Annotated in this window: 12 protein-coding genes; 6 read left to right on the top strand and 6 right to left on the bottom strand. The window is 66.0% G+C overall.

Features of this window, described 5'->3' with window-relative positions:
- Position 1: 1 nt before the first annotated feature.
- Together AC3WQZ_RS12335 and AC3WQZ_RS12330 are read left to right on the top strand one after the other, a co-directional pair.
- Positions 2 to 832, top strand: a complete 831-nt coding sequence (locus AC3WQZ_RS12335; RefSeq protein WP_010809939.1) for a universal stress protein — start codon at positions 2 to 4, stop codon at positions 830 to 832.
- Positions 833 to 1,230: 398 nt separating this feature from the next.
- Positions 1,231 to 1,878 (top strand): response regulator transcription factor, encoded by a 648-nt coding sequence (locus AC3WQZ_RS12330; protein ID WP_492300626.1) that lies wholly within the window; start codon positions 1,231 to 1,233, stop codon positions 1,876 to 1,878.
- A gap of 39 nt (positions 1,879 to 1,917) precedes the next feature.
- Here AC3WQZ_RS12330 and AC3WQZ_RS12325 read toward each other — a convergent pair whose 3' ends face one another.
- The 6 genes from AC3WQZ_RS12325 to AC3WQZ_RS12300 all read right to left on the bottom strand — a co-directional run bounded on the left by AC3WQZ_RS12325 (position 1,918) and on the right by AC3WQZ_RS12300 (position 7,731).
- Positions 1,918 to 2,316 carry a response regulator gene (locus tag AC3WQZ_RS12325; protein WP_011615457.1) on the bottom strand — a complete coding sequence of 133 codons (399 nt, stop codon included), beginning with the start codon at positions 2,314 to 2,316 and terminating at the stop codon, positions 1,918 to 1,920.
- Positions 2,317 to 2,599: 283 nt separating this feature from the next.
- Positions 2,600 to 5,296 carry a bifunctional acetate--CoA ligase family protein/GNAT family N-acetyltransferase gene (locus AC3WQZ_RS12320; protein ID WP_010809942.1) on the bottom strand — a complete coding sequence of 899 codons (2,697 nt, stop codon included), beginning with the start codon at positions 5,294 to 5,296 and terminating at the stop codon, positions 2,600 to 2,602.
- A gap of 55 nt (positions 5,297 to 5,351) precedes the next feature.
- A complete protein-coding gene (locus AC3WQZ_RS12315) occupies positions 5,352 to 6,005 on the bottom strand; it encodes a BON domain-containing protein (protein ID WP_010809943.1) in 654 nt (217 codons plus the stop codon).
- Positions 6,006 to 6,099: 94 nt separating this feature from the next.
- The gene (locus tag AC3WQZ_RS12310) at positions 6,100 to 6,747 is read right to left on the bottom strand and encodes a BON domain-containing protein (RefSeq protein ID WP_010809944.1); all 648 of its coding nucleotides are present in this window, start codon (positions 6,745 to 6,747) and stop codon (positions 6,100 to 6,102) included.
- A gap of 68 nt (positions 6,748 to 6,815) precedes the next feature.
- Positions 6,816 to 7,280: a CBS domain-containing protein gene (locus AC3WQZ_RS12305; protein ID WP_010809945.1), complete on the bottom strand. Its 465-nt coding sequence runs from the start codon at positions 7,278 to 7,280 to the stop codon at positions 6,816 to 6,818.
- A gap of 28 nt (positions 7,281 to 7,308) precedes the next feature.
- Entirely contained in the window at positions 7,309 to 7,731 is a 423-nt protein-coding gene (locus tag AC3WQZ_RS12300; RefSeq protein ID WP_010809946.1) for an Hsp20/alpha crystallin family protein, read from the bottom strand.
- 414 nt (positions 7,732 to 8,145) lie between these two features.
- On the opposite strand from AC3WQZ_RS12300, the gene AC3WQZ_RS12295 reads away from it, so the two are divergent.
- The 4 genes from AC3WQZ_RS12295 to AC3WQZ_RS12280 all read left to right on the top strand — a co-directional run bounded on the left by AC3WQZ_RS12295 (position 8,146) and on the right by AC3WQZ_RS12280 (position 12,361).
- Complete coding sequence (locus tag AC3WQZ_RS12295) at positions 8,146 to 8,892, top strand: helix-turn-helix domain-containing protein (RefSeq protein WP_492300624.1); 747 nt, start codon at positions 8,146 to 8,148, stop codon at positions 8,890 to 8,892.
- Positions 8,893 to 8,969: 77 nt separating this feature from the next.
- A complete protein-coding gene (locus tag AC3WQZ_RS12290; protein ID WP_439667948.1) occupies positions 8,970 to 10,481 on the top strand; it encodes a thymidine phosphorylase family protein in 1,512 nt (503 codons plus the stop codon).
- 445 nt (positions 10,482 to 10,926) lie between these two features.
- Entirely contained in the window at positions 10,927 to 11,379 is a 453-nt protein-coding gene (locus AC3WQZ_RS12285) for a pyridoxamine 5'-phosphate oxidase family protein (protein WP_010809949.1), read from the top strand.
- Between the two features lie 130 nt (positions 11,380 to 11,509).
- Positions 11,510 to 12,361 (top strand): TPM domain-containing protein, encoded by an 852-nt coding sequence (locus AC3WQZ_RS12280; protein WP_037024973.1) that lies wholly within the window; start codon positions 11,510 to 11,512, stop codon positions 12,359 to 12,361.
- Positions 12,362 to 12,542 lie beyond the last annotated feature (181 nt).

Here is a 12,542-nt window from a genome sequence, read left to right as displayed (position 1 = left end):
CATGGACTTCAGAACCATCCTCGTCGACCTCAGCGAAGATTCTGCCCGGTCGGCACGCATTGAAACGGCCGCACGGGTTGCCGCGAAATTCGGCGGCAGCGTGGTCGGGCTGACTGCGACTGGAACAAACCTGGAGCCGTTTCGCGGGGCGGGCGAAGAAGCCGGACAATACGCGGCCCTTGCCGCCAGCCAGCTGCACAAGCTGGTTGCCGGTCACAAGGAGACCCTCGACACGCTGACCAGGCAAGTGTCGCCGGACATCCCCACCCGGCACATCATTATCGACGCTGAATCCGGTTGGGCGCTTGCCGACGAGGGGCGTTTCGCCGATCTCATCCTTCCCGCACCGCCGTCGGCGGATGCCGATGTGCCGGCGCTGCTGGCCGGGGTTGCGGAGTATGCGATGCTCAATGCCGGACGGCCCATCCTGCTGGTGCCGGGCGCGGCCGGCCCGCGCTTTGGTGGTCATGTCGCGATCGCATGGAACGGCGGTCGAGAGGCCGCGCGGGCAGTAGCGGACGCATTGCCGTGGCTCGCGCATGCCAGTGCTGTTACCGCCCTGGTGGTCAGCGCGGCTGCCATTGACGAAGAGACCTGCCGTGACAGCGGGAACCGGCTGACAGAGTGGCTGGCCAGCCATGGCATCAATGCCGATCTGGTTGTCGGGGAGGGCGACCCCGACCACGTTCTGCCGCAACTTGCCTGCAAGGTACAGGCCGACCTGCTGGTCGCCGGCGGCTATGGCCGTTCCAGGCTGAAGGAGCTGGTGCTGGGTGGCACCACCCGCGCCCTGGTGCGTCAGTCATCGTTGCCAGTCTTCATGTCGCACTGACGGGTGACCGCTGCCGGTGGGGCAGTGGCAGCGCATGGCCTGGCCGCAGGCTCGTTCGGCCGGCACATTGCGTGCCGGCCGAATGTTGGCTTGCCGACATACCCGAGCCGCATCCTGAGCTAGTTTCCAACGTGCGTGGCTCAGCCGGTGTCGGCACACGGGTTGTGGCTCCGACGTCGCCGGTACCTGCGAATTTTCCGGTTCTGAGCCGCATCTCGCTTCCCATGCCGTTGCCTTTCCGCGCACAAACTCTATAGTCCATTGGCAAGGTAATAGTGACGAGAGCATGCCCCTGACGGCGTCTTCATCCGCTCCGCAGGCGAGCAGCCTTGTCCAGAGTTCGCCCGACGATGGCTTTCGCCTGGTCGTGCGATTTCCGCGAGAGCAGGGGAACGGGCATGACAAGGGTGATGATTGCGGATGACCATGCTGTGGTACGGGATGGCCTGCGGCATATCCTGGAACGGGCCGGTGTGTTCGAGGTCGTCGGCGAGGCGGCAGATGGTACACAAGTGCCCAGGATGGTACGGGAATGCACCCCGCAGGTGCTCCTGCTTGACCTTTCCATGCCTGGCAGGAGCGGGCTGGAACTGATCCGCTTGCTGCGCGGCGAGCACCCGGCCCTGCGCATCCTGGTCTTGACCATGCACGCCGAGGAGCAATACATCGTTCGTGCGTTCCAGGCTGGAGCGGCGGGCTATCTGACCAAGGAAAGCGCGGCTACGGAACTGGTGTCCGCCATCGGCCAGGTAGCCCGGGGCGGCACCTATGTGAGCCAGTCGATGGCCACGAAGCTGGCAAGCGGGCTGAAGGACCAGAGCGACGACCTGCCGCACCTGAGGCTCTCGGACCGCGAACTGGAAGTCTACCGGCGGCTGGTGCTGGGCGAGCCCATCACGGCGATCGCCATGGCACTGTGCGTCAGCGCCAAGACCGTGAGCACCTACAAGATGCGGCTGATGGAAAAAATGCAGATGCCCAATGAAGCCATGCTGTTGCGCTATGCCATGCGCAATCATCTGTTCGACGACGATGCGGACCTGTAGTGCCACAGTGCAGCGTCGGTCGGCCGCTGGCTTTGTGCCTTATCGCCCCGAAGTCGCAGCCAGCCCGGCCAGGGTCTGGCGCAGCGCATCGAGTTCCAGCGTCTTGTCAAAGCAGTAGCTCCCGCCTGCCTTCAGGCAGGCGCGGCGCAGCGGCGGGCCGAGGTTGTCGGCCAGCACGATCACGATCGAATCCGGTAGCGTCGACCTCAGCGTCCTGACCTCCTGGAGCGCATGAGCATAGCCCGTGCCCAGGCTGATCAGGACGACGTCGGGGCGATGACGCAGGAGCGGGGCAAGTTCCGTGGCTGCGCTGGCGCCCGCACCCGCGACTCGGATGCCAGGCATTCGCCCAAGCAGGCCGAGCTGCCTGGTTCGGATCGCATTGGCATGCTCGAGCAAGTACACGGTAAGCAGGCGGGCAGGATTGCGGTCTGGCATGGTCCTAGTATCGCGGCTCCCCTTGCGGTGGCAAATCAGGGGCGGCTGAGAGTCGCGTCAGGGGGGCAGAAGGCACTGTCAGTGATCCCTGACATGCGCGCGCACGCCTTGCCGGCTTGGCAGTAGCGAGTACGACAGTTTCGACAAGCAAGCCGGCTGGGTGGCGTCTGCAACCGAGGTTGTCGGCTACCGGCTTGTCTCAGGAAAGCGGCCGCCGCCGGCAGTGCGCCTGAAGGCGATCGAAATTGCCAACGCCTTGCGCGCGCGTGCCGATTGCGATGCCTCAACCCTGCGTGCGAACGCTGGCATTCTCCTCGCGCAGCGCAAGGTGCAGACTGACACCGTCGGCGCCGGCCGCGATGCTGGTCCTGAAGCCGCAGGTGCGCGCCAGCGTCAGCATGGCCCGGTTGTGCTGCATGGTGCAGCCCACCAGCGCGCCGATGCCCTTTTCGCGCGCGTAGCGGATCAGCTTGTCGAGCAGCAGCTTTCCCAGCCCTTGTCCCTTGCAGTCCGAGCGCACGGCGATACCGAACTCTGCCTGGACATTGTCCGGATCCGCAACCGCCCGGACCTCTCCCAGGATGGAAGCCTGGCCACATGCATCGGTAGTCGTCGCGATGAACGCCATCTCGCGCGCGTAGTCGATCTGCGTGAGCCTTGCCAACTGGCTGTGTTCCGGCTCGCGGAACGTGCAGAAGTAGCGTGCATGGATATCTTCCGGCGTCAGCTGGCGGAAGTACGCCTGGTAGGCTGCCTCGTCGGTCGGGCGCACGGGCCGCAGCACAATGGTGCGGCCGTCCTGCTCGACGCGTTCCTCCAGCGCTTCCGGATAGGGTTGGATGGCCAGCCGCGTGCCCGGCGCCGGCGCCTTGATGGCGATGCGGGCATCGAGCGCGATGACGCCTGTCGCGCTCGCCAGCAGGGGATTGATATCGAGTTCGGCGATCTCGGGAATGTCGCAGACCAGGCGTGATACCTGTACCAGTACCTGGAGCAAGCCGTCCCCGTCGACGCCCGGGTGTCCGTGCCAGCCTTCCAGCAGGCGCCCGATGCGGGTGCGCGACACCAGGTCTTGCGCGAGCAGCGCGTCGAGCGGCGGCAGCGCAACCGCATGGTCGCCGATGTGTTCGGTGTTGACGCCGCCATGGCCGAACAGCAAGACGGGGCCGAACACGGGATCGGTGGCGGCGCCGACGATCAGCTCGAAGCCATCGCCGTGCCCGGCCATCGGCTGGACGGTGAAGCCCTCCAGCCGTGCCTCCGGGGCTTGCTGCCAGATCCGCTCGAGCATGGCGCTGCCGGCGCTGCGCACCGCGGCGGCATCGGCGAGGTCCAGTGCAACGCCGCCCGCGGCAGACTTGTGCGTGATGTCCGGGGACAGGATCTTGAGCGCTACCGGATATCCGATCCGTGTGGCCTGGTCGACAGCCTCATCGACGCTTGCCGCGGTCCGGGTCGCGACCACGGGGACGCCGTAGGCGGCCAGCGCGGCCTTGGCCTCCGGTTCGGTCAGCAACGCCCTGCCGGCGCGCAGGGCATTGCCGATGATCGTGCGCACCTGTTCCTTGTCGGCCTGCGTGTACGTGTCGTCTGCGGGCGGCGTGCGCATCAGCAATTGCTGGTTCCTGTGGTATTCGCAGGCCTGCAGGAAGCCGCGCACTGCCCGCTCCGGGGTATCGAAGGTCGGCACGCCGGCATGCCGGCACAAGCGGCGTGCCTGCAGCACGGCATCCGCCCCGAGCCATGCGGTCAGCAGCGGCTTGCCGCCCGACGGCGCGCTGACGAGCGCGGCTGCGATCTCGGCGGCTGGCACGATGGCCGTGGGCGCATGGATCATCAACACAGCGTCAACCTCGGGCGCCTCGCACAGGATGGCGTAGGCCTGCAGGTAGCGCTCGACGGGCGCGTCGCCGATGATGTCGATTGGATTCGCGCGCGGCCAAGTGGCGGGCAGCACCAAGTCCAGCCGGGCCAGGGTCTGGTCTGACAGTCGGGCCAGGGTCCCGCCGGCATCCGCCAGCGCATCCGTCGCCATCACGCCGGCGCCGCCGCCATTGGTCAGGATGGCGAGGCGCTCGCCGCGCAGCCCTTGCATGCGGGCAAGCATCTCGACGGCGTCGAACAGGCCCTCGGTGCTGTCCACGCGCAGCATGCCGGCACGCCGGATGGCGGCGTCGTAGACGTCGTCGGCACCCGCCATGGCGCCTGTGTGGGACGCGGCGGCGCGTGCAGCCTGCGCCGAGCGTCCGCCCTTGACGATCAGCACCGGCTTGTTGCGGGCGGCGGCGCGTGCCGCAGACATAAACTTTGCGCCATGGCGGATCGCTTCCACGTAGAGCAGGATCGCATGCGTCCCGGCGTCGCCGGCGAGGTAGTCGAGCACGTCGGCTGCGTCCACATCGGCACTGTTGCCCAGCGAGATGAAATGGGAAAAGCCGATCTGCCGCGAGCGCGACCAGTCCAGCACGGCGGTGGCCAGCGCGCCGGATTGGGTGGCGAATGCCAGCTTGCCTTGGCGGGCCGCGCCGGGCGCGAAGCTGGCATTGAGGCTGATTCCCGAAGCGATCAGCCCGACGCAGTTTGGCCCGAGAATCCTGAGCAGATGGGGCCGCGCCGCGTCCAGCATGGCCTGCCGCAGGGCGCCTGCGGCACTGTCCTCGGGACCCTCGAAGCCGGCGGTCAGCACGATAGCCGCGCGCGTGCCGGCGGCGCCAAGCTCGGCGATGAGCCCCGGGATGGTGGGCGCGGGCGTGCATAGCACCGCCAGGTCCGGCGGTGCCGGCAACGCGCCGACGCGCGCGTAACAGGGCTGGCCCGCCAGCGTCGCATACTTCGGGTTGACCAGGTACAGCTGGCCGGTGAAGTCGCCCGCGGACAGGTTCGCCAGCACCGTTGCCCCCACGCTATGCGGCCGCAGCGTCGCGCCGATGAGCGCGACCGAGCGCGGACGGAACAGGGCATCGAGATTACGGACAGTCATGGCTGGCCCTCATGGCAACCGGCGGCAACCCTCCCGACAGGGCCCGGTCGGGAAGTCAGAGATTCACCTGGATGATGTTCGATACTTCGCTTACCCCAGGCGCCGCCCAGGCGGCTTCGGAAGCGGCCTCGCGCTCGGCCCAGCTGCGCAGGCTACCGCGCAGCGTCACCACGCCGTCCTTGACGTCGACCGCGACATGGGTCGCGTCGTCCGCCGCCTGGCGCTCGATGGCCCTGGCGATCCGTTCCTTCACGTCGTGGGCCGCGATCGCAGGCTGGACCACGATGGCGTTGGCTACACTGACCACGCCGTACAGGCCGCCCACCGCGTGCTCGGCGGCCAGGCGCTGGTAGTTCCAGTCGACCGTGCCGGTCAGCGTGACGCAGCCGTCCTCGACCATCACCTGGATGCGATCCGCGGGCAGCACCGAGGTCCACGCCAGGATGTTGCTCGCTGCGCGTGCGATGTCCGCGTCCGTGCGCTGCGCGTCATCGGGCAGGCGCACGTCGATTTCGACGGCCAGGCCTTTCACGCCGGGCACGCGCCTGACGGCCTTCTCGGCAGCGTACTTGCCGGCATGGCTGCTGAGATGGCCGGTCAGCGTCACCACGCCGTCCTTGACCTGGACACCGACCTCGGTGGCATCGACGGCCGGGTCCCAGGCCAGTTCCTCGATCACATGCTGCTTGAGCTGGATATCGCCTTTCATGTTGGTTGTCTCCTGTTTGCCTGGCGCCCTCGGGCGCGATCGCGGCGCGTGCCGCCTGCTCCGTGCGTGCCAGCGCGGGCACGCGGCATCGGCGTCACGGCCGCGTTTCCAGCTGATCAATGACCGCCGAGATGCCCGGCGCCGACCATACGGCACCGATGGCGGCGCGGCGGTCGGCCAGCGAATCCACGTGGCCGCTCAGCGTGGCGGTGCCGTTCTTGACCTTGACGCTGATATGGTGGGCCTCGCGCACGGCATGGCGGAGCAGCGCCTCTTCGATGCGCTTCTCCACGTCGGGGGGCGCGGTCTTCTCATTCATCCGGATGTTGTTGACGACGCCGATCACGCCGCGCAACTGGCTGACCGTGCGTTCGGCCAGCTTTTTCTGATAGCCCCAGTCGACGTTGCCAGACAGCGTGACCCAGCCGCGCTCGACGCGGACCTTGATGACGTCCGAGGGCACATGCACGTGCCATTGCAACGCACCGCGAGCCGCCTCGGCAATGGCCTCGTCGAGGAAGGCGCCGGGCGGATGCACGTCGAGCTTGACGACGACCGCTCGTACGCCTGAAATGCGTTCCGCGGCGCGCTCGGCGGCGAGCTTCTCCGCATAGCTGGACAGGTGTCCGTCCAGCGTGACAATGCCCTCATGGACCTCGACGCCGATGGACGCCGCGTCAATCGCCGGATCCCAGTCGAGTTCCTCGGTGACGTCCTTCTGGATCTGATGATCTGTTTTCATGCTTGGCCTCTTCAAAGGCAGGGCGCCGCAAGCGGCGCCACGGGTTGGCCCCGGTGCGTCTCTGGGCGCTACGTTTGCGATAGAGCCTGTGCGCTGCCAGAACGCTCTCGTTCCTGCGCCTTGCGCACCAGCGAAAACAGCATGCCCCAGTCGGTTGCGAGAGCGGCGAACAGATCATCGAGCGCAACCACTCCGGTCACTGCCTCGCCATCGAGCACCGCCAGGCGTCGTACGCCGTGCGTCAGCATCAACTGCATTGCCTCTGCGACAACGGCATCCCGTTGGATCGCCACCAGGCCACGCGTCATCACCTCGACCACGTCGGTCCGGCATGGATCCGCACCGGTGGCTGTCGCACCGATGACGATGTCCCGGTCCGTGACCATGCCGACCGCGCGCGTCCCTGCCGGTGAGTTCTCTGTCACGATCAGCGCACCGACGTGGCGGTCCCGCATCTGGACGGCAGCTTCCTGCAGGGTGCAGGACAGCGGGACATGCACGGCTTTCGCTGAGCAAATATCCTGGACTAGCATCCCGGTCTCCTTTTTTGCGCAACGTTGCCTAACGGACGGTAATGCGTTGCTGGCTTGAGCTTTCCTTCTTGGGCAGCACCAGGCGCAGCACGCCGTCCTGGAAGCTGGCATCGATCTTTTCCGTGTCGATGTTGCCGTCCAGCGTAAAGGCACGCTGCATCGAGCCGCTGTAGCGCTCCTGGCGGATCACGCGGTCGCCTTCTTTTACCTCGGAAGCTTTCTCGAGCTTGGCGGAGATCATCACAGTCCCACGGTCTACGCTGACGTTGATGTCTTCCTTCTTCACGCCTGGCAGGTCGGCGGTAATGGTGAAGCTGCTGTCGGACTCGGCCACATCGACCTTGAATGGCAGCTCGGTGTCTGGCCCGATCCGCCAATTGCGTAGCATGCTCTGCAGCATGTCGCCGAGCGGTTCGATCGAGAACGGGTCGTAGCGCTTGATGTTGCTCATCATGGTCTCCTGGATGACGGCGCCGTGCGCGCCGTGTTTTCTTACTTTGGCAAGCCGGGGCGGTTGCGGTTTGCTTTGCATCAAACGCCGGCACATTGCCCCGACTGCTTGCACGGGATAAGGGCATGACGTCACATGCGCCAGCTTGGACAGCCAGGGCGTTCGGCATGACCGGCGTCAGGGAACCCTGACAAGTGACGCTGCATTTCTGACACGCAACTCAGCGCAGCCTTCTAGGCGCGGAGCGCGGGCAGGCCAATACTTCAGTCAAACACATCGCGGCGCGCACGAATATGCGGTCCGCCAGACGACACGGGTGAAGGCGAGGGTCGGGATTAGGGAAAGGCCGGCAGGCTGGAGACAACCATGTTTGACTTGCATACTGAAGCTGATGCTGTTTGTGACGCCCCCAACATGTCCGTCGCGCTCTCCAGGCGTGAGGATGAGACGTTTGCGGAGCCGGCGCCGGATCCCGCGCGGGCGCGGTGCACAACTTGCATGATGCGGAACATCTGCATGGCCGCCAGCCTGGAGGCCGGCGAAATGGCCCGCCTGGACTCCGTCGTGCGGAGCTGGCGTTCGGTCAAGCAGGGCGAACGGCTGTACCGGGCGGGCGACCCGTTCTGCAGCCTCTATGCGGTCCGCGTCGGCTCGTTCAAGACCGTGGTGGCGCCGGAGCGGGGCAAGGAGACCATCTCCGGCTTCTACATGGCCGGGGACTCAATCGGCATGGACGGCGTTTGCCAGGAAACCCATAACTGCGATGCGATTGCCCTGGAAGACAGCGTGGTCTGCGTGATCCCGTTTCACCAGCTCGAGGCGCTATGCCGCGAGATCAAGCCGCTGCAACGCCACTTGCACAAGATGTTCAGTGCCGAGATCGTGAGGGAATCGCGCCAGATGATGCTGTTAGGCAACAACATGTCCGCCGAGCAGCGCGTGGCGGCATTCCTGTTGAACGTCTCGGCACGCTACCGCGAACGCGGCTATTCGGCCACGTCCTTTGTGCTGCGCATGACTCGTGAAGACATCGGCAGCTTCCTTGGCATGACCCTGGAAACCGTGAGCCGGACCTTGTCCAAGTTCCAGCAGGAAGGGCTGCTGACAGTGCAGGGCAAGTCCATCGAGCTGCTCAATCTGGACGCCCTGGACGCTCGCTAGCGGCGTCATACGCGGCAAGGCATGACGTGAACGATGCCAGTTCTGATCCCGGAATTCCCGGCCGTCCCGGCGATGTCGTGGCCGCCGCCGCGCCCCGCGAAGTGGGGGCGCTGGTGTTCCGGCCGCTCGAGATCGATACGTGGCAGGAGCATGTCATCTATATGCATCCGGATTGCCCCGTCTGCCGCGCCGAGGGCTTTTCCGCGCAGGCGCGCGTGCGCGTGCAGATCGGCGACAGGTCGTTGATCGCCACGCTGACGCTGCTGGGCGCGCCGCTATTGAACACGGGCGAAGCGAGCCTGTCGTTGAGCGCGGCACGGACGCTTTCGGCACGCGCCGGCGATGTCGTGCATGTCACCCATGCGCCCGCGCTGGAGTCGGTGCGCGCACTGCGTGCCAAGATCTATGGCTGCCACCTGGACAGCGTCCAGCTCGACGGCATCATCGGCGACATCAGTGCAGGGCGGTACGCCGACGTGCATATTGCGGCATTCCTCACCGCCTGCGCGGACGGTCGCATGAGCCTGCGCGAGACTGTCGACCTGACCCGGGCCATGGTCCGGTCCGGCCAGCGCTTGAACTGGGACCGCGAGGTGGTTGCCGACAAGCATTGCGTCGGTGGGCTGCCGGGCAATCGCACCACGCCGGTCGTCGTGGCTATCGCGGCAGCGGCCGGGCTGCTGCTGCCCAAGACCTCATCGCGCGCGATCACCTCACCCGCCGGCACCGCCGATACGATGGAAGCCCTGACCCGCGTGACGCTGGATTCGACGGAACTGCGGCGCGTGGTAGAACAGGTCGGGGCTGCATTGGTGTGGGGCGGCGCGCTGAGCCTGAGTCCCGCGGACGACGTGTTGATCCGCGTGGAACGCGCGCTGGATATCGACAGCGATGCGCAGCTGGTGGCCTCAATCCTGTCGAAGAAGATTGCCGCCGGCTCCACCCACGTGCTGATCGACGTGCCGGTGGGGCCGACGGCCAAGATCCGCGAAGACAGCGATCTGGGGCGCCTGGATCTCGCCATGACCAAGGTCGCGGACGCGTTCGGGCTGAAGCTCCGGATTCTGCGCACCGACGGCTCGCAGCCGGTGGGCCGGGGCGTCGGCCCTGCGCTCGAGGCGCTCGACGTGCTGGCCGTGCTGCAGTGCCAGCCGACGGCGCCCGCCGACCTGCGCGAACGCTCGCTGCTGCTGGCGGGCGAGCTGCTGGAGTTCTGCGGTGCGATACCGCCCGGGCAGGGACGGCTGCTGGCCGGCAGCCTGCTCGACAGTGGTGCCGCCTGGGCCCGGTTCCAGGCGATCTGTGAAGCGCAAGGGGGGCTGCGCACCCCGGGGCAGGCGGTGTTCCGGCGCGACGTGGTCGCAGCCCGCAGCGGCATCGTGACGTCCGTCGACAACCGGCACGTCGCGCGCACGGCGAAGCTGGCCGGGGCGCCGCGCCGGCAGGTGGCCGGGCTGGAACTGCATGTGCGCGCCGGCGACGAGGTCGTAGCCGGCGCACCGCTCTGTACGCTGCATGCCCAGGCGTCCGGCGAACTGGAATATGCGTTCAGCTACGCCCTGGCGCATGACCCCTTCCGCATCGAATAGCTCCAGTGGGCGGCCGGCAGCGGCCGCCCGCACCAGCAGCACCGGCACCGTCGATCTGCACACCTCCCCCTCGGCCACGCTGCCCATCACCAGGTGCCGGAAGCGGTTCCCGGGTGCGGGAGCGCAGACATTGCTTCCGGCTTAGGCGGGGGGTAGGCCGGTTGATGCGGGTCAGCGGGCGGGCGGTCGGCCGGCCAAGGGGACTCTGGGCTTCGTTGACAGCCATCAACACGCATGCGCTTGCGACCGCTACTTTGGAAATAGCCCATAGCCGAAGCCGAGGTAGCTGGGGGGAGAGGCAAGACATGGGCCTGAACCAGCCATTGCTGTCGTGGAATGAAGAAGATGCGGGGCATTTGTCCAGGAACGTGCCGGCTGGAGATCGCTCCCCCGGCCGTGCCGGCCCCGTTGGTGTTGTTTGTACTGGCGTAACAGGTGACCAAATATGGACGAAGAGACCAGACAGAAGATCCTGACCTTGTTGAACCAACACAGGATCATGACGCTTGCCACCTTGAGGCCGGATGGCTGGCCTCAGGCTACCACTGTGGGTTATGTGAATGAGGGTCTCACGCTCTACTTCCTCTGTGGTCCGGGCAGCCAAAAGGCGGCCAATCTGGCATTGGATGACCGTGTCTCGCTGACAATTGATCACGACACGCCAGATCTCATGGCGATTACCGGCCTGTCCATGGCGGCGCACGCGCAACCGGTGGTCGATGTGGCCGTAGCGGAGAGAATCCTCCGGATGTTCCCATTGAAGTATCCGGAGCAGATTGCCTTGCCAGTGCCGATGCCAACCGCGGAGGACGTCCGAATATTCAGGGTGACCCCGACAGTCATTTCCGTGCTCGACTATTCCAAGGGCTTCGGACATACGGATCTTGTCAGCTGCTGACACCTGGGTCCGCTGAGGGAAGTCAAGAGACCTTTCGTTGCGGAGGTGTGCCGTGCGCAAGATGTGGGCGGTGCTCGTCATGCCAGCCATTAGTCTGTGCCGCTGCGGCCAGCGCCCTCGGTGGTGCCAGTTGAACCTGCGCACGGCCGCGCGAGGCCTGCTTCTGGTGCTGACTGCCTTCGTGTTTCCCGGAGCCATCGCCGAGGTTGCCGTTCCGTCATTGACGGCGCGAGTGACTGACCTGACTGGTACGCTAACGCGCGCACAGCAGGCGTCCCTGGACCAGACGCTGCAGGCCTTCGAAGCCAGGAAGGGAGCTCAGGTTGCAGTTCTCATGGTTCCCACTACCCGACCGGAAACCATCGAACAGTATTCGCTTCGCGTGGTCGAGCAATGGAAGCTGGGACGTAACCGCGTTGATGACGGCGCGCTGCTCATCATCGCCAAGGACGACCGCACGCTTCGTATTGAGGTGGGTTACGGGCTCGAAGGCGTCCTGACTGACGCCGCGAGCAAGCGCATCATCAGTGATGATATCGTGCCCCGATTCAAGCGGGGCGACTTCTATGGCGGTGTGTCTGCGGGCATCGACCGCATGCTTGGGGTCATCGAAGGGGAGCCACTGCCACCTCCGGAGGAAAGAGCAGGGGATACGGGTGACCCCGTCCGGCAACTGATGCCAATCCTGCTTGTGCTCACTCTGGTTCTGGGTGGGTTACTGCGTTCCATGCTGGGGCGCTTCCCGGGTGCAGTCGCGACGGGTGGGGCCGTTGGAGTGGTCGCGTGGATGCTTTCTGGCGCCATCTTTGCCGGCATCGTTGCAGGGGCAATCGCGCTCTTGTTCACGCTGATGGGTGGCCCGCACATGGGCTTGCTGGCTATCGGCGGCCGCTCGGGAAGATATGGCGGCCGGTCGGGCCCCGGGGGATTCGGCGGCGGTGGCGGCGGCTTTGGCGGTGGTGGTGCTTCCGGCAAGTGGTGATGGCAAACATCAATCACATCTTGCGGCGTCCGCCGAGGGGGCGAAAATGGCGATATTTGGATGTGAAATGGCTGGGCAGCTATGTAACCCTTGGGCCCTATAATTATTTCGATATCTGCCGACATCGAGGCTGCCATGCAGGTGTCGCCGTACGTGTGGCCACGGACAGGCCTCGGTGCAT

It is taken from the genome of Cupriavidus sp. FW305-26 (assembly GCF_058787975.1).
Note: the sequence above shows the minus strand (reverse complement) of the source record. Positions and strands in the feature narration are given on the sequence as shown.